General features: G+C 64.9%; 17 protein-coding genes. 13 read left to right on the top strand and 4 right to left on the bottom strand.

The annotated features are described in order from the left end of the window. Nucleotides 1-283 precede the first annotated feature (283 nt). Nucleotides 284-1,555: an ROK family protein gene (locus ACN6KF_RS19220; protein WP_434958384.1), complete on the top strand. Its 1,272-nt coding sequence runs from the start codon at nucleotides 284-286 to the stop codon at nucleotides 1,553-1,555. Between the two features lie 5 nt (nucleotides 1,556-1,560). On the opposite strand, the gene ACN6KF_RS19215 is transcribed toward ACN6KF_RS19220, so the two are convergent. Beyond that, the gene (locus tag ACN6KF_RS19215) at nucleotides 1,561-2,340 is read right to left on the bottom strand and encodes an SDR family NAD(P)-dependent oxidoreductase (protein WP_434958383.1); all 780 of its coding nucleotides are present in this window, start codon (nucleotides 2,338-2,340) and stop codon (nucleotides 1,561-1,563) included. A gap of 448 nt (nucleotides 2,341-2,788) precedes the next feature. Here ACN6KF_RS19215 and ACN6KF_RS19210 point away from each other — a divergent pair, with 448 nt between their 5' ends. The 6 genes from ACN6KF_RS19210 to ACN6KF_RS19185 all read left to right on the top strand — a co-directional run bounded on the left by ACN6KF_RS19210 (nucleotide 2,789) and on the right by ACN6KF_RS19185 (nucleotide 9,584). Next, nucleotides 2,789-3,622, top strand: a complete 834-nt coding sequence (locus tag ACN6KF_RS19210) for a DeoR/GlpR family DNA-binding transcription regulator (protein WP_434958382.1) — start codon at nucleotides 2,789-2,791, stop codon at nucleotides 3,620-3,622. 19 nt (nucleotides 3,623-3,641) lie between these two features. Then, nucleotides 3,642-4,442, top strand: a complete 801-nt coding sequence (locus ACN6KF_RS19205; RefSeq protein WP_434958381.1) for a BtpA family protein — start codon at nucleotides 3,642-3,644, stop codon at nucleotides 4,440-4,442. Nucleotides 4,443-4,636: 194 nt separating this feature from the next. After that, on the top strand, nucleotides 4,637-6,136 hold the full coding sequence (locus ACN6KF_RS19200) for an FGGY-family carbohydrate kinase (RefSeq protein WP_434959711.1): 1,500 nt from the start codon (nucleotides 4,637-4,639) through the stop codon (nucleotides 6,134-6,136). Continuing rightward, the gene (locus ACN6KF_RS19195) at nucleotides 6,133-6,810 is read left to right on the top strand and encodes an HAD family hydrolase (RefSeq protein WP_434958380.1); all 678 of its coding nucleotides are present in this window, start codon (nucleotides 6,133-6,135) and stop codon (nucleotides 6,808-6,810) included. Before ACN6KF_RS19200 ends, ACN6KF_RS19195 begins: the two co-directional genes overlap by 4 nt. 94 nt (nucleotides 6,811-6,904) lie before the next feature. After that, the gene (locus ACN6KF_RS19190; protein WP_434958379.1) at nucleotides 6,905-7,225 is read left to right on the top strand and encodes a N,N-dimethylformamidase alpha subunit family protein; all 321 of its coding nucleotides are present in this window, start codon (nucleotides 6,905-6,907) and stop codon (nucleotides 7,223-7,225) included. Between the two features lie 79 nt (nucleotides 7,226-7,304). Continuing rightward, nucleotides 7,305-9,584, top strand: coding sequence for a N,N-dimethylformamidase beta subunit family domain-containing protein (locus tag ACN6KF_RS19185; RefSeq protein WP_434958378.1), 2,280 nt, complete (start codon nucleotides 7,305-7,307; stop codon nucleotides 9,582-9,584). A gap of 136 nt (nucleotides 9,585-9,720) precedes the next feature. On the opposite strand, the gene ACN6KF_RS19180 is transcribed toward ACN6KF_RS19185, so the two are convergent. Together ACN6KF_RS19180 and ACN6KF_RS19175 are read right to left on the bottom strand one after the other, a co-directional pair. Next, on the bottom strand, nucleotides 9,721-10,644 hold the full coding sequence (locus tag ACN6KF_RS19180; RefSeq protein ID WP_434958377.1) for a hypothetical protein: 924 nt from the start codon (nucleotides 10,642-10,644) through the stop codon (nucleotides 9,721-9,723). A gap of 110 nt (nucleotides 10,645-10,754) precedes the next feature. After that, nucleotides 10,755-11,297 (bottom strand): DUF2569 domain-containing protein, encoded by a 543-nt coding sequence (locus tag ACN6KF_RS19175; RefSeq protein WP_434958376.1) that lies wholly within the window; start codon nucleotides 11,295-11,297, stop codon nucleotides 10,755-10,757. Nucleotides 11,298-11,541: 244 nt separating this feature from the next. Between ACN6KF_RS19175 and ACN6KF_RS19170 the strand changes: the two genes are divergently transcribed. The 6 genes from ACN6KF_RS19170 to ACN6KF_RS19145 all read left to right on the top strand — a co-directional run bounded on the left by ACN6KF_RS19170 (nucleotide 11,542) and on the right by ACN6KF_RS19145 (nucleotide 18,108). Continuing rightward, nucleotides 11,542-12,585 carry a LacI family DNA-binding transcriptional regulator gene (locus ACN6KF_RS19170; protein ID WP_434958375.1) on the top strand — a complete coding sequence of 348 codons (1,044 nt, stop codon included), beginning with the start codon at nucleotides 11,542-11,544 and terminating at the stop codon, nucleotides 12,583-12,585. Between the two features lie 84 nt (nucleotides 12,586-12,669). Continuing rightward, nucleotides 12,670-13,935 (top strand): ABC transporter substrate-binding protein, encoded by a 1,266-nt coding sequence (locus tag ACN6KF_RS19165; protein ID WP_434958374.1) that lies wholly within the window; start codon nucleotides 12,670-12,672, stop codon nucleotides 13,933-13,935. A gap of 117 nt (nucleotides 13,936-14,052) precedes the next feature. Beyond that, on the top strand, nucleotides 14,053-14,901 hold the full coding sequence (locus tag ACN6KF_RS19160; RefSeq protein ID WP_434958373.1) for a carbohydrate ABC transporter permease: 849 nt from the start codon (nucleotides 14,053-14,055) through the stop codon (nucleotides 14,899-14,901). Then, nucleotides 14,898-15,737 (top strand): carbohydrate ABC transporter permease, encoded by an 840-nt coding sequence (locus ACN6KF_RS19155; RefSeq protein WP_434958372.1) that lies wholly within the window; start codon nucleotides 14,898-14,900, stop codon nucleotides 15,735-15,737. The genes ACN6KF_RS19160 and ACN6KF_RS19155 overlap by 4 nt, the downstream gene beginning before the upstream one ends. A gap of 9 nt (nucleotides 15,738-15,746) precedes the next feature. After that, nucleotides 15,747-16,784, top strand: coding sequence for an ABC transporter ATP-binding protein (locus ACN6KF_RS19150; protein ID WP_434958371.1), 1,038 nt, complete (start codon nucleotides 15,747-15,749; stop codon nucleotides 16,782-16,784). Nucleotides 16,785-16,824: 40 nt separating this feature from the next. Next, nucleotides 16,825-18,108: an MGH1-like glycoside hydrolase domain-containing protein gene (locus ACN6KF_RS19145; protein WP_434958370.1), complete on the top strand. Its 1,284-nt coding sequence runs from the start codon at nucleotides 16,825-16,827 to the stop codon at nucleotides 18,106-18,108. Nucleotides 18,109-18,113: 5 nt separating this feature from the next. On the opposite strand, the gene ACN6KF_RS19140 is transcribed toward ACN6KF_RS19145, so the two are convergent. Next, nucleotides 18,114-19,604, bottom strand: a complete 1,491-nt coding sequence (locus tag ACN6KF_RS19140) for an HAL/PAL/TAL family ammonia-lyase (RefSeq protein WP_434958369.1) — start codon at nucleotides 19,602-19,604, stop codon at nucleotides 18,114-18,116. Between the last annotated feature and the right edge of the window lie 208 nt (nucleotides 19,605-19,812).

Below are 19,812 nucleotides of genomic sequence, written 5' to 3'. Positions count from 1 at the left end.
AATGGCCCTGCCGCCTCGGTTGATTGCTTGAACGCTGACCAGTTGGGAGCATCTGGACGAATGCCCCTCATAATGACCGGTTGTATCCCGCCGGCTTCTCTAATATGTTTGATGCTCACACAAACTAACTATATCGTCAAGACGAAGCCTTGCGATTATGGGCGGGATGCGCGGGAAACCATGGGGGACATTCCGGCGCGCTGGCACTAAGACTGGGCGAGCAATTCGTTTTCCTGCAACGACCGTCGGTCCTCGCAGGCATTTCAGTTCGGGACTGGCGGCCATGGCGTCCGAAGATAGGTTTTCGTCCGATGGCGAACGCGGCGGCCTGGCCGCGCTGAACGACTTGTTCGACGACACGCCTCGCCTCGAGACCCGGCGGCAGGGCTTGATTTCCTCGACCTCCATCGGCCTCGCCAATCGCGGCCGCGTCCTCCAGGTCCTGTTCGATCTCGGCCCGACCAGTCGTGCCGACCTGGCCAGGCATGTCGGGGTCAACCGCGCCACCATCACCGGCATCATCCAACCCCTGATCGACCAGGGTATGCTGGTGGAAGGCGAGCCTCTGCCCTCGAAGGAGGGCGGTGGCAAGCCGGCGCGACCGATCTGGTTTTCCGAGGACGCCGCCCCGATCTGCGCGGTCTTGCTCATGCATGACGGCGTGCATTGCTGCCTGGTGTCGCTGGACGGAACCATCGCGGCGGAAGTCCGGGCCCCCTTCCCTGAGGATCCCGCGACGGTAGAGCCTTTGATCGACATCCTGTTCGACTGTGTCAGGCAGGTCCTCGATCTCGCCCATCGCCCGCCGCTCGGCATCGGCGTGGCGGCAGGCGGCATGATCGACACCGATACCGGCACGATCGTCGCGGTCAATCTGGCGCCTCTGCTGGACGGCTTTCCCCTCGGTCCCACTCTGGCGCGCCGATTCGGCCTGCCGGTGCGCGTCGATCATCATCCCAGAGCCCTCCTGGTCGGTGATCGCTGGTTTGGCATTGGGCGTGGCAAGCGCAATTTCGCGGTGATCTATACCGGGGACGTGCTGGGCGGCGCCATCTTCCTGGACGGCCATCTCTATCGCGGGCCGGCAGGGGCCGGCGGAGAGCTCGGCCACACCTTCGTCCAGGTGGATGGCACGACTTGCCGCTGCGGACGCAGGGGGTGCTGGGAGACGATCGCCACTGTGGGCTGGCTGCGCGGACAGGCCCGGCAACGCAATCTTCCCTCGCCCGATACCCTGGATTCGCGCAGCCTCGCCGCGCTGGCGGCGGAAAATGGCGGGGCGGCAGCCGGCCTCCTCGATCTTTATGCCCGCAACATCGCCATCGGCATCGCCAATCTGCAGCAGACCATGGCACCGAATTTCTTCGTGCTGCATGGCGATGTCGCCGGTGCCGGCGCGGCCCTGCTGGCGGCGATCACCGCTCATGTGCGTGACCTCGTGCCATGGCGCCCTGGCAACGATATCCAACTCGTCATGGGGGACCTCGAAGACCGGGCGGCGCTAAAAGGGGCCGCCGGCTTGATTCTCTCTGAGTTGCTGCATTTCGCGCTGTGACGGCCTCAGCCCATATAGACGCCGCCGGTAACGTTCACGGCCTGACCGGTCATGAAGGCGGCGCCTTCCGAGGCGAGGAAGGCGACGAGAGGCGCGATGTCCTCCGGCGTCTCGATGCGCCCGAGCGGGGTCTGCGCGATATAGTCCGCCGCCACGGCCTCTGCCGTGATGCCCCGGAGCTTGGCCTCCCACTCGATCTCGCGCTCCTGCATCGAGGTGCGCACGAAGCCGGGGCAGACGCAGTTGACGCGGATGCCGTGCGGCGCCATCTCGCGGGCGATCGCCTGGGTCCAGCCGACGACGGCAAATTTACTGGCCGAATAATGCGCCAGCAGCGGCGCGCCGACCTTGCCGGCCAATGAGGCTGTGTTGACGATCGTGCCCTTGCGGCCCGCTTCGAGGAAATGGCGCACGGCGGTCTGGTTGGTCAGGAAGATGCCGCGAATGTTGACGTCGAAATTGAAGTCCCATTCCTCGTCGGTGAGATCGACCACCTTGTTCATGGTGGAGACACCGGCATTGCCGATCAGGAGGTCATAGCCGTCCCAATCCTGTGCGACTGCCGAGAAGGCCGCCTCGACCGAAGCGCGCTTGCGCACGTCGATGGCGATGCCGCGATGATCGGTGCCCAGGCTGGACGCCAGCTCCGACGCCCGCTTCCCGTCGAGATCGGCCACGGCGATCCTGACGCCCAGGCCGGCCAAATGGCGGGCGATCGCCGCACCGATGCCGGAGGCGCCGCCCGTTACGATTGCCCGTTTTCCGGCCAGGTCCTGCATCGACATGTTCCCGCTTCTGAGTAGATTTCGAACATATTGAAACACAATCGAGCGTTATCGCACAAGTGTAAATGTTGGCATCATGAATGCCGATTGCCATGAAAACGGAGGAGAGGCGCGAACGTCGAGTCGCCGCGGGATGCTGTCCGTCATTTTGGGCGGTGATTGAGCGCAAATAATCACCAGATGGTCGAAACCCTCCCTTGTGGACAAGTTTTGGCGGGTTACCCTGGCGGTGAGGCAGCCTTGGTGTGGCCGCGCGCTCCTATGTGAGCCTTGCCGGTTGGGTCTGTGCTTATCGGCGGAAAATTCCTGCGCTTTGTGCAGATGGGGCTTGCTACCTGATCGAAGATGTTACATCTTGTGATCGAATATGTTCGATTTCGTCATAGTGCATGCTGCCTTTGTGGGCGCTACAAGGGCAATCTGAATGCAGCTGAACATGGCGAAGAGAATGCAGATGACGCCCGTGATGACGAATGCTTCCCGGATCCCGGCAACGGCGCGGCGCGACAGGCTGATCCAGATGATCGGCCAGCGCCGCTACATCAACGTATCCGATGCGGCGGCGGAGCTTCAGGTTTCGGAAATGACGATCAGGCGCGACCTCGACCGCCTTGCCGAAAGCGGGTTGATCAGCAGGGACCATGGCGGGGCGACGGCGCGGGCACCCGAGACGGCGTTCGACGCCGAGGAACCCGCCTTCGAGGTCCGCGGACGGCGCCAGGCCGATGCCAAGGAGAAGATCGCGCGCGCGGCAGCAAGCTTCGTGCAGCCAGGGCAGACTATCGGTATCGACACCGGCAGTACCACCCATCGCTTCGCCCGCGAACTGCTCGACCGGCCCGGGCTCAGGTTATTCTGCAGCAATCTGCGCACGGCAGGGCTGCTGGCCAATGGCAAGAGCCCGGTCTACGCCCTCGGCGGGCTGATCCGTCCGCACGAGTTTTCCGTATGCGGGCCGATGGCGAGCTCGCAGCTCTCGACCCTGTGGCTCGACGCCGTTTTCCTGGGTGTCTCCGGCATCACGGCGCAGGGTATTTTCGACTACACGCTCGAAGATGCCGAGATCAAGCGCGCCTTCATGGAGCGCTCCCGCCAGGTGGTGGTGCTGTGCGATTCTTCCAAGTTCGACCACCGCTCCCTCGTGCAGGTCGGCCCTTACGGGCAGATCCACGTCCTCGTCACCGACGCCGCCTTGCCCGAACACCTCGCCGAGCCCCTCGATCGGGCCGGTGTCCAGGTCGTTGTCGCCGGGCAGGAGGCGCCGGCTTTCTCAGAACCTTAAGTTTCGACAGGAGTTATCGATGGTTTTCGACTTCCTCGGCCCCCGCCGCAAGGCCGTGATCGCGATGGTGCATATCGGCGCGCTGCCCGGCGCCCCGCTCTTCGATGCGAAGGGCGGCGTGAACAAGCTCATCGACGATGCCGCAAGGGATATCGAGAACCTGCAGGACAATGGCGTGCATGCCGTCATGTTCGGCAATGAGAATGACCGGCCCTATCGCTTCAAGGCTCCGATCGAATCCGCGGCGGCGATGACGGCGATCGTCACCGCGCTCAAGCCGCTGCTCAAGGTGCCGTTCGGCGTGAACTATCTGTGGGACCCCACCGCCTCGGTGGCGATCGCAGGGGCGACCGGTGCCTCCTTCGCCCGCGAGATCTTCACCGGTCTGTTCGCCTCCGACATGGGATTGTGGCAGCCCAACGCCGCCGATGCCCACAAGCTGCGCCGCGAAGTCGGCCGTCCGGACCTCAAGCTGCTCTACAACATCAATGCCGAATTCGCCTCCTCGCTGGATAGCCGGCCGATCGAGCTGCGCGCCCGCAGCGCCGTGTTCTCCTCTCTTGCCGACGCCATCCTGGTCTCCGGCCCGCTCACCGGCCAGCCGGCTGCCGCAGCGGACCTGAAGAAGGTGGCCGAGACGGTCAAGGATGTCCCTGTCTTCGCCAATACCGGCGTCAATATCGACAATGTCGCCGACGTGCTGTCGGTGGCCTCCGGCGTGATCATCGGCACCCATTTCAAGATCGACGGCAATACCTGGAACGCCGTCGATCCGGCGCGGGTGAAGCGCTTCATGGACAAGGTGGCGCCGCTGGCGTGATCCCTGGGAGCGCGGACTTCGCAGCGACATGCTTGCATGTCGCGATGCCCGCTCTTGCACCGCCACTCTAGCAAAACGGGTAGATGCGGGCCTCAACCGCCGAATCTACCCGTTTTGCAAATGAATCGTCTCCAAGAGCGGACACCGCGACATGCAAGCATGTCGCTGAGATGTCCGCGCTCCAAGGTTTTTCCATGCCCTGCGTCCTCGGCCTCGACATTGGCACGACCTCCACCATCGGCATCCTGATCCGCTTGCCCGGCGATGTGCTCGGCCTCACCTCCCGTCCCGTAACGCTGTGCTCGCCTCATGCCGGCTGGGCGGAGGAGGATCCGAACCAGTGGTGGGAGAATGCCTGTGCCATCACTCGCGAGCTGATTGCCACGAGCGGCATCGTGCCTGACGAGATCCATGCCGTCGGCGTCACCGGCATGCTCCCGGCCGTGGTGCTGCTGGACGGGGATGGCAATCTGATCCGCCCGAGCATCCAGCAGAGCGACGGGCGCTGCGGGGAGGAGGTTGCCGAGCTTGCCGCGGAGATCGCGGAGGACGCCTTCCTGGCCCGGGCCGGCAACGGCATCAACCAGCAATTGGTGACGGCCAAGCTGCGCTGGCTCGAGAAGCACGAGCCGGATGGCTTTGCGCGCATCGCCACCGTGTTCGGCTCCTACGACTATATCAATTGGCGCCTGACCGGCGTGAGGGCGGTCGAGCAGAACTGGGCGCTCGAAGCCGGCTTTACCGATCTTTCCAGCCAGGACATCGCCGATGACCTGGTGGCACTCGCGCATATTCCGCGCAGCGCCGTGCCGCCGCGCAGGCTGTCCCACCAGATTCTCGGTTCGGTGACGCAGGAGGCGGCGGCAGCCACCGGCCTCAACGCCGGAACGCCCGTGGTGGGCGGAGCGGCCGACCATATCGCCTCCGCCCTGTGCGCCGGCGTGGTGGCGCCCGGCGACGTGCTCCTGAAGTTCGGCGGCTCGGCGGACGTGCTGATCGCCTCCGACAAGGTGACGCCGGATCCGCGCATGTATCTCGACTACCATCTGGTGCCGGGGCTTTACGTGCCCAATGGCTGCATGGCGACCGGCGGTTCCGGGCTCAACTGGTTTGCGGCAACCTTCGCGGGCGGAGAGCGCGAGGCGGCTGCCCGGGAGGGCCTCAGCCTGCACCAGCATCTCGACCGGCTCGCTGCTAACATTCCGGCCGGGGCCGAAGGCGTTGCCGTGCTGCCCTATTTCCTCGGCGAGAAGACGCCGATCCACGACCCCGTCATCCGCGGCGCCTTTTCAGGCCTCAGCCTGGCGACCGGCCTCCCCCATCTCTGGCGTGCCTTGCTCGAGGCCTATGCCTACGCTATCCGCCATCATGTCGAGACTTTGAACGACATGGGGCACGCCACCACCAATTACCTGGTTTCGGATGGCGGTTCGAACAGCGCGGTCTGGATGCAGATCGTCGCCGACGTGCTGCAGGTTTCCCTGCAGCGTCTCAACGGCCATCCCGGTTCCTGCCTCGGCGCCGCCTGGACGGCGGCCATCGGGGCGGGGCTTGCCTCGGAATGGCCCGAAGTATCGCGTTTCATCAGCCTGCGCGACCGGATCGAGCCGAATGCGCAGAACAAGGCAGTCTATGAAGCGGGGTACCGGGCCTTCCGCGGCCTCTATCGCCGGCTTCGTGAGGAGGATGTATGAGAATCGAGGCCATCGCCTGGGATATCGACGGCACGCTGGTGGACAGCGAGCCGCTGCACCAGGAGGCGCTCAACGCCATCAGCCACGATCTCGGCATCGACATGTCGGACCTGCATGACGACCGTTTCCGCGGCATCCATATGGGCGATGTCTGGCGCATGCTGGAGAGCCGCATGCCGGCCGGGGTCACGGAAGAAAGCTGGGGCAAGTCAATCGTCGACTATTACATCGCCCGTGCCCACACGCTGAAACCCTTGCCGGGCGTGCTCGATCTCGTGCGCCGCTTCGCTGCCGCCGGTATCCGGCAGGCCTGCGTCTCCAATTCGAGCCGCCGCGTGGTCGATGCCAATCTCGCCGGGCTCGGCATCCTGCCTTTCATCGACTTCTCGATCAGCCTCGACGATGTCGGCAAGGGTAAGCCCGATCCCGAACCCTATGCGACGGCATGCCGGAGACTTGGAGCTTTGCCGGCTCATGTTCTTGGCGTCGAAGACAGCCATACGGGTTTTGGCTCGGCCAAGGCTGCGGGCCTCGTCACCGCCTTCCATACCGTCGGCGGCAATGCGCCTGCAGGCGCCGACATCGTCTTCTCCGATATGCGCGATCTCGGGGCCTTCGTGCTCGCGCCGGCCGCTTCGGCTGTTCCATCAGGGGCAAAGCGCGTTCAGGTGTGAATGCTCTTTACTCTCGCTCTTTGGTCCGACGCGTCTTTGCGATTTGAAGTGATTCAAACAAATCGCAAACGCTTTTGCCCGTGAAGGCAGTGCCATGGTCTACAAGATCGATCCCCGTACCGATCGCCAATATATCGAGGAATTCCGCCGCTGCCCGATCGGGCGCCACAGCCCCGGCCTGCAGCGCATGCTGCACATCATGCGCCAGGACCCTTCGGGCAGCCAGGTGATCCTGTTCTGCCGCAAGCCCTTCCAGGAATGGGTGCTCGCCACGATGCCGCCGGACCGGCGCGATCCGATCGTCTACGAGGACGAGCCTGTCTTCACCAGCCGCGAAGAGGCGGAATGGGAGATCTTCCGCCGGCGCTGGCGCCTGCTCACCGGTGAGAGCATCAACCTGCCGTTCCGGGACTGAGGCGCGTTTCCCTTCTCCCGCAAGGGGAGAAGGCTCTTGCGCCCCAACACGATAACAAAGCCATCCGAGAGCCCACGTCATGCTGAAAATCACCGGCTATCCCGACCGCTATTCAGTCGCCCCGGGCGAGACCATCGCCTTCAAAATCTCGCTCGAGGAAGGGCACGACTTCGAAGCCCGGCTGGTGCGCGTGCGGCATGGCGATTGCAATCCCGAGGGACCGGGCTTGAAGTTTCCGCATGTGCCGACCGCCATCGACGGGCGCCACCCAGGCCAGCCCCAGCGCATCGATGCCGGTTCCTACATGCAGGCGGACGGCGTGCCGGCACTCGGGAGTGCCCCGTTCACCTTCTTCGCCATGCTCTGGCCGACCCTGCCGTCCCGCGGGCCGCAGACCATCGCGGCGCAATGGGACCCGGTCACGCAACGCGGTTTTCGTATCCAGATGAAGGAAGGTGGCCGCCTCGCCGTCATCGTGGGTGATGGTCCGGGCCGGCAGGCCGAATTCGCCCTGCGCGACGGCATGCTGGTGCGCCAATGGTATGCCGTCGCTGTCGCCTTCGAGCCTGTTACCGGCCGCATCATGCTCTCCCAGCGCCCGGTGAAGCCCTATGCCCATGTTTTCGATACAGGCTTTGAGGAAACCAGCCTGAAGGTGCCGCTCCCCCCCGTCGAGGCGCCCTTCCTGCTGGCCGGCTGCCATCAGGCCGACGGCACGGTGGCCGAGCATTTCGACGGCAAGATCGACGGGCCCGTTCTCTTGGCCGGTTTCCATGCCCCCGAGGAACATCAGGCACTGCTGCTGTCGCCCCAGCCGGCGGCTCTGAAGGCCAAGGTCATCGCGCAATGGGATTTTGCCCGCGAGATCGGCTCGACCAAGGCTGTCGATATCGGGCCCTCGCATCATCACGGCGAGCTCTTCCATCTGCCGACCCGCGGCATGAAGGGATGGAACTGGACCGGCGAGGAGCATGACTTCAACCGCAAGCCCGAGCATTATGGTGCCATCCACTTCCATCACGACGATCTCTACGATGCGGGTTGGGAGACCTCCGTCAGCCTCGTCATTCCCGAAGAGCTGAGGAGCGGCCCCTATGCGCTGCACGTCACCTGCGGCGACAGCGACGAGACGGTGACGCGCGAAAACTACATCGCCTTCTTCGTGCGCCCGCCGCGCCGGTGTGCCCAAGGTTCACGGCCCCTGGGTTCGCGCCCAAAACTCGCCATGCTGGCCCCCACGGCCTCCTACATGGCCTATGCCAATCATGGCGAGCACATCACCGCGCGCGGCGCCGAACTCGCCATGAACCGCCTCCTCACCTTCGGCCATTCCGACGTCTATCTCTACGAGCATCCCGAGCTCGGCGGCTCGCTCTATGACTGCCATGCCGATGGCTCGGGCGTGCACTATTCGAGCCGCCTCAGACCCGTGCTCAATTTCTCGCCGCGTTACCACTCCTGGCTCGGAGGGCATGGCTCTGCCCTCTACCAGTACAATGCCGATACCCATCTCTATGACTGGCTCGACCATCGGGGTGTCGACTACGACGTCATCACCGACGAGGACCTGCACGAGGACGGCTACGAACTGCTGCGGGACTACCAGGTGGTGATCACCGGCACGCATCCCGAATATCATTCCACCAGGATGTGGGATGCGATGAAGGCCTGGATCGATCGTGGCGGCCGGCTGATGTATATGGGCGGCAATGGCTGGTACTGGCGCATCGCCTATCACCAGACCCTGCCGGGCGTGATCGAGCTGCGCCGGGCCGAGGACGGCATCCGCACCTGGATCGCCGAGCCGGGCGAATACTACCAGTCCTTCAACGGCGAATATGGCGGTCTGTGGCGTCGCATCGGCCGGGCGCCTAACGTGATCTGCGGCGTCGGCTTCATCGCGCAGGGCTTCGACGTCTCCAGCCCCTATCGCCGCGCGCCCGACGCCGACAATCCCCGCGCGGCCTTCATCTTCGAGGGGGTGCCGGACGAGATCATCGGCGATTTCGGCCTGATCGGCGGCGGAGCGGCGGGCATCGAGCTCGATTGCCTGGCCACGGATCTCGGCTCGCCGCCCAACATGCTGCGCCTGGCTTCCTCGGTCGATCATTCGCCAATGATGCTGCTGGTCAACGAGGAGTTCGGCGTGGTGCCGCCCAATATCGGCGGCGACACCAATCCGCGCGTGCATGCCGATCTTGCCTTCGGCGAGACGCCGTCAGGCGGCGCGCTGTTCGCGACCTCGTCGATCGCCTGGTGCGGCTCGCTCAGCCACAACAACTACGACAACAACGTCTCCAGGATCACCTGGAACGTCCTGAAGCGCTTCCTGGAAGACGAGCCCTTCGCGGTGGCGTGAGGGGCGCAGAATGATACGCGTCGGGCCTTCCCCACTTCGTGGAGAAGGCTTTCCGCGTTTTTTCTTGCGGGGCTACAGTGAACCTTCCCAGGCCGAGATGGGCCTCAGCCTCTACCGGAAAAAAGCCTGCCGCTCCCTACTTCCCATAGGTCGCGGTGATCGATCCGTCCGGGAACAGGGTGCCGGGCGATACGCCGCCGACCATGGCGCGGAAGAGGTCCTCGACGCCCACCGGCTGCGGCAGCTTGATGCCAAGATAGAACGGCTTGGTGGCCTTGGGCAGCTCCATCATGGCGGCGATCGTTTCCTCGGTGCTTTCCTTCGGCACCCCGAGCAGGCCGAGCGTGAGCCGCATCCAGGTCGCGCCCTGTTGCTTGAGTTCGGCGAGGCGGGCCGCCGGGTCCGGTGCGCCCTTGAGCAGGGCGATTGCAAGTGGCATGGCGACCAGCCTCTGGATCTCGCCGTCCTCGTCATGCAGGTTGAATTCCAGCGATTTCAGCGCTGTCCGCATGACCACATCTTGCGGCGACCAGCTCTTCAGCATGGGCTCGATCCGGGCAAGCTCGACGGAAAGAGAGAGGGCGCCATGCGAGGTGTTGAAGGTGAGGGAGTTGACCTTGAGGGCATCCTTGGGCACATCGCGTTCATAGTCGAGCGACAGGGCCATCGGTGGTGCCGTCAGCTGCTGCACATATGAAAAAACCGGGTCGCCTGCCACGGCCCCTGACACGCGTATGCCGCTGAGCGAGATGCGCATGGCGAGCGGCATCTTGTCCGCTCCGGCCGGATCGGGTTCGATCCTGTCGAGATCGATGGTGTCGATGCTCCAGCGGACATGGCCCTGTTCGAGAACGCTGTCGGTATAGAGGCAGCCGCCATTGGATTTGGCGCTGACCTTGCCGATCTTGGGAAGGGGAACGTCCAGTTTGGCGAGATTGGCGATGAAGTCGCGGCAGCGCTGCTCGCCGGCCGGAGGGGCTTCCTGAGCCTGGGCTGCCACCGCGGACAGGAGCCAGGGCGCCAGCAGGATGGGCCAGTAAGGACGTTGCTTCATCGACATGGTTTCTCCTCAGCTCAGATAAGCCCTGCCGGTAGTCGCTTGGGCACGGTTGGCTTTTGGCGCAATGGCTCGGATTGAAAACGCAGGTGGCGGGGGCAATCGTTCCCGCCTCACGAGAATATCTCCCCAAGGTGCCTGTCGGCCTCCGCCTGCTGCGATCGGAACGTGTTGGCCACCCGCCGGGAGCGCCGGAAATAGGCGATCCAGATCAGGCAGATGGCGATGTTGAAGGCCAGGATCCAATAATCCTGGGAACCGGCCTGCTGGAGGATGCCTTCCAGGGCTCGATTGATAAAGAAATCCAGGAAACCGAACATGAATTCTATCGCGTAGTAGATGATCATCCATCTCGGCGTCTGGGGTGAGCGTTTCAGCATCAGAGAGAGGCAATAGGCGGCAAGAGCGCCCCTGGCGACCGATGTGAAGGCGTAAGCGAGAAGCGGCAGCCGGGCGGCCTCGAAGCGCCCGTCCACCGCACCACCGACATTGGGGCCGAGCAGGTCCCAGCCGGTCAGCATGGAATAGACTTCATAGACCGAATAGAACGGCGTGATGACGATATCCAGCAAGGGCAGAACGAGCCAGCCGCCGATGCCCACCGGCCCGACGACCGGCGGCAATGAATCTGGCCTATGCTCGCCTGCGATGCTCATAGGTTGCCGCCACCGCCCTTTCCACCAGATCCTCCGTCCATAGCATCGGCGTCGGGGTCGCCCAAGTGACCTGGGTTACCAATACGAGGACGCATGCCAGTTGCCCGCCCAAATGCCTCCTGGTCTGGCTCTGCCCGGAAGAGAGCCCGTGGGTAGGCACCTCCACCATTCTCAACACGGCATCGCTTGACATTTTCCAAAACGTTTTGGATTTTACTCAAAACGTTTTTGATGAGAAAAAATAGTGAGCGAAACGTCGCGTGCAATTGGGCTCAAGGAGCTCGCCAGGGTGCTCGGCCTGTCGGTGCCGACGGTTTCGCGCGCCCTCGGCGGCTATTCCGACGTTTCCGAAAAGACCCGTGAACGCGTGGTTCAGGCTGCGCGTGAGCATGGCTATGTCGCCAGCCGCGCCGGGCGCATGCTGGTCTCGGGGCGCTCCAATGCCATCGGCATGATGCTGCCGCAGCCGGCGGGACAGATCACCGATGCCTTCGTCGGCGAGTTTCTCCTCGGCCTGGCCGACAGCCTTGCCGAACTTGGACGTGATCTCTTCCTGGCCGCCAGCTCTCAGAGCCGTGACGAGCTGCAATTGTTGCGCCACATGGTAGACGGTTCGCAGGCCGACGGCCTCGTCATCAATCGCCTGACCGTCGACGATGCCCGGGCGCGCGTGCTCATCGCACGGCGCATTCCCTTTGTCGCCCATGGCCGGTTGATCGAGGCACCAGGTCCTTATTCCTGGCTCGATACCGATGGCGAGAAGGCGTTGGATGGCCTGGCGCGCCGGCTGGTCTCCCTTGGCCACCGGCGCTTCGCTCTGCTCATGCCCGATGTCGCCTATACCTTTGCCCATTTCCGCAGCCTCGGCCTGGAGCGGGCCCTCAACGAGCTCGGTCTGCCGCTGCGGCCTGATCATGTCGCCAAGGTGGCTCCCAATGATCGCGACGGTGCGCATGACGAGGCGCGCGCCCTGCTTTCGCTCGATCCCCGGCCGACGGCGGTGATCGCATTGACCGACCAGCTCGCCTTCGCCGTGCTCGATGTCGCCCGCGAACTCGGCCTGCGCGTACCGGAAGACCTGTCGGTCGTCGGCTTCGACAATGTGCCGATGGCTGCCTACGCCAATCCGCCACTCACCACCTTCGACCAGAACATCCGGGAGAGCGGCCGCATCGCCGGCGACATGGTGGTGGCACGGATAGAGCTGGGCGAAGCCGGCATCAGGACCCTGCTGCTGGAACCGAAGCTGGAGCTTCGGGCCAGTCATGGCCCCGCACCCGTCGACTGAGCGGCGGGGCCGAGCCGGGACCCGCAGAGGCTTCGCGCGAGGAGGAAAGACCATGCACAAGGGGAGGGAAGCATGAGCGGATCGATGAAAAGGCTTTTGTCAGGCGCCGTTCTGGTTGGAGCACTGGCCATGCCCACCGTGGCGATCGCACAGAATCTGCTGTTCTGGTCGACCCAGGCCACGCCCGTGGAGGAATCGCAGGCCATTCGCGACGGCGTGCTCACCGGCTTCGGCAAGCCGGTCACCTATTCGGCTCAGGAAGCCGGCCCGTTCATCACGCGTATCCAGGCCGAGCTGCAGGCCGGGTCGGGCGCCATTACCGTGCTGGGCGGCCTGCATGGCGAGCTTGCCAGCATTCCCGACGGCCTCGTCAATCTCGAAGGCGTGGTGCCCGCCGGCACCGTCGCCGAAAGTTATATGAGCTTCGGCAAGCTCGGCACGGCCGAGCAGAAATACATTCCCTGGATGCAGGCGACCTATGTGATGACCGCCAGCAAGCAGGCGCTGCAATATCTGCCTGAGGGCACCGACCTGCAGAAGATCACCTATGAGCAGTTCTATGCCTGGGGCAGGGCGATGGCGCAGGCCTCCGGTGGTCCCAAGATCGGCTTTCCGGCCGGTCCGAAGGGGCTGTCGCACCGTTTCTTCCAGGGCTATCTCCTGCCCTCCTTCACCGGCGCGGCGGTGGTGAAGTTCAGGTCGCCGGAAGCCGAGAAGATGTGGAACGACTTCCGTGACTTCTGGCATGCGGCGGTGACGCCAGCTTCAACCTCCTATGCCTTCATGCAGGAGCCCCTGCTGAATGGCGAGGTCTGGGTGGCCTGGGACCATGTCGCCCGGCTGAAGGATGCGCTCAACCAGAAACCCGACGATTTCGTGGTCTTTCCGGTGCCGGCCGGGCCGAAGGGCCGCGCCAACATGCCGGTGATCACCGGTATCGCCGTGCCCAGGACCTCGAATGCGCCCGAAGATGCCAAGGCGCTGGTCGCCTATATGCTCAAGCCCGAGACGGAGATCGCCATGGTGAAGGCGACCGGCTTCTTCCCGGTGGTCGACGTCAAGTTGCCCGACGACGTGCCGGCCAGCGCCAAGATCCTCGGGCCGGTGGTGGCCGCGCAGAATGCGGCGACGGACTCCCTGCCCGTGCTGCTGCCGATCGGCATCGGCGATGCGGGGGGACGCTACAACAAGGTCTTCTCCGATACCTTCCAGCGCATCGTGCTCGGCGGCCAGCCGGTGCGCGATGTGCTCGACCAGCAGGCGCAGGCCCTGCAGGCCATCCTCGACGAGAAGAAGGCGCCTTGCTGGGCGCCCGATCCCAAGAGCGAGGGACCTTGCAAGGTCGAATAGCCATAGCGTTTTGTGATTTGAGGGAGTCACCTGGAATCGCAAAGACGCGTCGAAGCAAAGAGTTAGGGCAAATAGGCGTTCACACTTGAACGCGTTTTGCTCTAGGGGGACCGAGCCGTGAGTAATGTCCGCATTCTACCCTATCTGCTGCTCGCCCCCGCGACGCTCTTCCTGGTCGCCTTCTTCCTGCTGCCGTTCAGCCAGGTCGCGGTGGAGGCCTTTATGCAGTATGGCCAGATCTCGACCGGCAATTTCCGCTCGATCATGAGCGACTGGAAGTTCTGGCCGGCCTTGCGCAACACGGTGGTGCTGACGGCAATCGTGGTGCCGCTGCAGATCGCGCTAGCTCTGGCCATGGCGGCCTTGGTGATGAATCTCGGCAAGGGGCGCGATCTCGCCCTCTATGTCTTCACCATCCCGCTCGGTATCTCCGATCTCGCCGCCGGGCTGATCTGGCTGGCCATCCTTGAGCAGAACGGCTTTCTCAACAGCGCCCGTCATGCCCTCGGGCTGATCGGCGGTCCCCAGCTCCTGCTAGGCTATCAGAACATCGTCCTGCTTTTTGCCGCCATCGTGCTGGCCGAACTCTGGCGGGCGACGGCGGTGGTGCTGGTCATCCTGGTGGCCGGCATGTCGCTCATTCCGCGCGAATATTACGAGGCGGCAGAGGTGTTCGGCGCCGGGCCTTGGAAGCGTTTCGTCAGGATCACCTTGCCGCTGCTGCGCCCCAGCCTGCAGACCGCGCTGATCCTGCGCACCATCCTCGCCTTCGAGGTCTTCGCCATCGTGCTGGTGCTGGCCGGCACCAACCTTCCGGTGCTGATGGGCGAGACCTATGGCTGGCAATTCACCCTGCAGGACCGCGCGGGTGCCGCTGCCTACGCCATGGTGATCCTGGCGATCTCGATCGCCCTCACCGTGTTCTTCCTGTGGACGCTGGGTGAGAAAAAGGAGACGGCGCCATGAGCGAGGCCGCCGTGACGCAAGATGATACGGGCGCCGCCGCCCCGGCACGCTGGGGGTTGCGCGTCGCCGCGATCGTCCTGTGCGCCTGGGTGCTGGTGCCGATCTATCTGCTGGCGGTGGACGCCTTCAATGCGCCTGCGGCGGTGACGGGCTGGCCCAAGCGCTTCTGGCCGGCCTTCGATCTCACCAGCCTCGCCTTCTTCTGGAACTATGCCGGCGTCACCAGGGCCCTGGTGAATTCGCTGCTGGTCGCGGGGCTGACCATGGTGCTCTCCATCGTGATCGGTGCGCCGGCCGGCTATGCCCTGGCCCGCTTCCGCTTCAAGGGCAAGGGCGCCTTCCGCATCCTCGTGCTGATGACGCGCGCCTTTCCTCTGCCGCTACTCGCGCTGCCGCTGGCGGTGTTCTATCTGCGTACCGGCCTCGACGACACGCTGCTTGGCCTGGCGCTGATCCACACCGTGCTGGCGCTGCCCTTCGCCATTCTGATCACCTCCTCGCTCTTCGTCAGCATTCCCGTGGAGCTGGAGGAGGCCGCCTGGACGCTCGGCTGCAACCGGGCCCAGGCTTTCGTCAGGATCGTGGCGCCCTTGGCGCTGCCCGGCATCTCGGCCTCCGGCGTGTTCGCCTTCGTCACCTCCTGGAACGAGGTGTTCGCGGCCTCCGTGCTCACCGTGCAGAACCAGACCCTGACGGCCTTCCTGCTCACCAGCCTGGATGTCTCGCCGCTGCCGTTGAAATTTGCCGGCGCCTTCGTGCTGATCATCCCGGCCCTGATCTTCCTGTTCCTGGTGCGGAAATATCTGTTTTCGCTCTGGGGCATCGCCAATCGCTGAGGGGCTCCCATGGCCGACATCGAGATCCGGGGCGTGCGCAAGAGTTTCGGTTCCTACACGGCACTGCACACGCTCGACCTGACCATCCGGGACCAGGAGTTCCTGGTGCTGCTCGGGGCTTCGGGCTGCGGCAAGACCACGCTGCTGCGCATCGTCGCCGGGCTGGAGAGGGCGAGTGCCGGTGAGGTCCATATCGGCAGCAGGCGGGTCGACGGACTGCCGCCGCGCGACCGCGGCATCGCCATGGTCTTCCAGAACTACGCGGTATTCCCGCACATGACCGTGTTCGAGAATATCGCCTTCGGCCTGCGGATGAAGAAAATGTTGAATCAGGAAATCGAGCAGCGTGTGAAGCGCACGGCCGGGCTGATGCATATCGAGCAACTCCTGCAGCGCTATTCGGGCCAGCTCTCCGGCGGCCAGCGCCAGCGCGTCGCCGTGGCCCGCGCCCTGGCGGTGGAGCCGGCCGTCCTTCTGATGGACGAACCGCTCTCCAATCTCGATGCCCTGCTTCGGCTCGAAATGCGGGCTGAGCTCAAGGGCATCCTGCAGGAAAGCCGCACCACCACGATCTATGTCACTCACGACCAGGTCGAGGCGATGAGCCTGGCCGACCGCATCGCCGTGATGCATCAGGGCCGGATCGTGCAGGCGGCGCCGGCGACGGAAGTCTATGCCTACCCGGCCACCCGCTTCGTCGGCGGTTTCATCGGCAATCCGCCGATGAACTTCCTGCCGGCGACGGTGGCCGGCGCAACGGCCGACGTTGCCGGCCTGAAGCTGCCGGCGCCCGCGACGTCCCGCCCGATCGAATTCGCCATCCGGCCCGAGGAACTGACGCCGAGCGGCGAGGGGCTGACGGGACGGGTCAGGGTGGTGGAGCCGCTCGGCCCGCACCAGCTCGTCTCGCTCGATGTCGGCGGCCACCTCTTCCGCGCCGTGCTGGAGAATGAGCACAAGGTCCGCCCCGGCGAGGCGCTTACCCTGGCGCCGCGCCCGGACAGCGTGCGCTGGTTCGACGTCGAGACCTCTGCAGCTGTGCTCTAGGGCCTTTCCACTCCAAATTCGACCATACTGGGAGCCTTCCATGACCCGACTTGACCGTGCCGCTGCCTTCGAGCGGGCCGCCGCCGTGCTGCGCGAGAATGATCGCGGCGCCTACACCATCCCCACCAAGGGGCTCTATCCCTTCCAGTGGAACTGGGATTCCTGCTTGACGGCACTGGGACTGCGTCATCTCGACGAGGCCAGGGCCTGGCAGGAGGTCGAGACCCTGCTTGCCCATCAATGGCCTGATGGCATGGTGCCGCACATCGTCTTCCACGTCGACGACGATGGCTATTTTCCCGGTCCCTCCGTCTGGCGTACCGGCCGCCCTGTGCCGACATCGGGCATCACCCAGCCGCCGGTGCTGGCCTATGTGATGAAGCGCCTGCATGACGAGGCCGGCGACAAGGAACTCGCCCGTCGCAAGGCGCATGGGTTGCTGGCCAAGGCGGATGCCTGGCATCACTGGTTCTATGCCTGCCGCGACCCCGAGGGCAGTGGCCTCGTCGCCATCATCCATCCCTGGGAATCCGGACGCGACAATTCTGTCGACTGGGATGAGGCGATGATGCGGGTGCCGACCGACGGGGTGGAGCCCTATGAGCGGCGCGACACCCGGCACGTCGATGCCGCCCAGCGCCCGCACAAGGCCGATTACGATCGCTTCCTCTGGCTGCTGCAGCGCTTTCGCGGCCTCGGCTGGGACAATGCAAGGCTGCATGAGGCCTCGCCCTTTCGCATGGTCGACCCCGGCTTCAACGCCATTCTGGTCCGCTCCGACAGCGATCTTGCCGATCTTGCGCAGACCCTGGGCGAGCCGGAGATCGCCGCCCGCGCCCGCGCTCGTGTCGCCAAGGCGAGGGCGGCCTTCGAGCGGTTGTGGAGTGAGCGCTTCGGTCAATATCTCTGTCTCGACCGTGTCTCGGGCCACTTGATCGACAGCCCGTCGATCGGCGGTCTGTTGCCCGTCTTCGCCGGGCTTGGCGATGAAGCGCGCCAGAGGGCCATAGCCGAACGCATCGCGGCTTGGCGCAGGCGCACGCGCTACGGCATTGCCAGCCACGATCCCGCCGACCGGCGCTTCGAGCCCAGGCGCTATTGGCGCGGCCCGATCTGGATCATCGTCAACATGCTGGTCGCCGACGGCCTCCGGCGCTGCAATCTCGTCGAAGCCGCGGCCAAGGTCGAGGCCGACAGCCTGGCCCTGATCGAGGAAAGCGGCTTTGCCGAATATTACGATCCGATCTCGGGCGAGGGCCTTGGCGGCGGTCATTTCACCTGGACGGCCGCGATGGTGGCCGAACTGGTGAAACGCACGCCATAGGCGCTTCAGGCGCCGCCGGCGTCGGCCCGGCGGATGATCCCGCGCGCGACGGCGATGTCATCAGCCAAAGGACGATCGTCGCGATAGGGCGGCAGCGCGGTGCGCACGTCGCGATAGAAGGTGTCGGTGCCGGGCGCCTTGGCGTGATCTTCGGCCTGCAGGTCATAGGCCTGGGCATCGGCGATGAGTTCGATCGCCAGGATGTACTCGGCATTGTCGAGGATCTGCAGGGCCTTGAGGGCTGAAGGCGTGGCGTGGCTGAGATGGTCTTCCTGCAGGCCCGAGGTGATGCCGCCGTCGAGGCTCGCGGGACTGGCGAGGCGGCGATTGAGCGCCACCAGAGAGGCTGCGGTGTACTGGGCGATCATGAAGCCCGAGGAGACGCCGCTGCCCACGGCGAGGAAAGCCGGCAGATTGCTGACATGCGGATTGACGAGGCGGTCGATCCGCCGTTCCGCCATCGCCGCCAACTCGGCCATCGCGATGGCGAGCGTGTCCATGGCGAGCGCGATGCCGGGCGCCACGGCATGCGCCTGCGAATAGACCTCGGGTGCCTCAGGCGTGCCGAGTACGGCCGGATTGTCGGTGACCGAGGCAAGTTCCCGGTCGACAGTGGCGCCGATCTCGGCAAGTGCGTCGCGCACCGCGCCGTGGACATGCGGCACGGCGCGCAGGCTGAGCGGGTCCTGGGTCTGGCGCCCGGCCGCGGCAGCCAGGATGGCGCTGCCGTCCAGCAAGGCGCGCAGATGTCGCCCCGTCGCCTGCATGCCTGCCGAAATGCGCAGGGCAAGCGAGGCCTCGTCGAACGCCCTGGGCTGGCTGCGCAGGTTCTCGAAGCTCATGGCGGCAGTGACATCGGCCCAGCCGACCAGCTTTTCGCTGCGGGCCAGAGCGAGCGCGGCGAGGCCGGTGACGCAGGGCGAGCCATTGACCAGGCTCAGGCCCTCCTTGGCCTCCAGCACCAACGGGGTGCGCCCGATACGGGCGAGCGCGCGGCTCCCCGTCAATCTCTGTCCGTCGACGACGGCGTGGCCCTCTCCGATCAGCACCAGGGCGATGTGGGCCATATGGCTGAGATAGCCGACCGAGCCGAGCGAGGGCACCTCGGGCAAGCAGTCATGCGCCAGCAAGGCCAGCATCTGTTCGACCACGTCAGGCCTGACGCCGGAACGGCCATGGGCGTAATTGTTGATGGCTGCGGCAATGATCGCCCGCGTTTCGGCCTTGCCGAGGGGAGCACCGACGCCCACGGCATGGCTCATCAGGATGTTGCGCGACAATTGCTGCTGTTGCGGCCTGTCGACGATGACGTTGGCGAGGCCGCCCACGCCGGTGTTCACGCCGTACGCGAGGATGCCGCGCTCGACGATGGCATCGACGATGGCGCGGGCCTGGGCCAGGCGCTGCCAGGCAGCCTCGGAAAGGGAGAGTTCCGTCCCGTCGGCAATGGCGGCGATCTCTCGCCAGGTGAGGGGACGGTCAAGGATGATGGACATGCGAGGAGACCTGGCAAATAGGGCGCGATTATCCTTCCCCGGCTTCGGGGAAGGTGTCGATGCACAGCATCGACGGGAAGGGGGAGTGTGGTGTTGAGGGGGCAAGAAATGGCCAAGTCGCGCCACTCGACCCCACCCGACCTCGCTTACGCTCGGCCCAGCGCACACAAACTGTGTGCGCGACCTCCCCGAAGCCGGGGAGGGATTG

The sequence above is a fragment of the Labrys methylaminiphilus subsp. lupini genome (assembly GCF_051161885.1).
Classification (GTDB): domain Bacteria; phylum Pseudomonadota; class Alphaproteobacteria; order Rhizobiales; family Labraceae; genus Labrys.
This window is presented reverse-complemented; position numbering and strand designations above follow the sequence as displayed.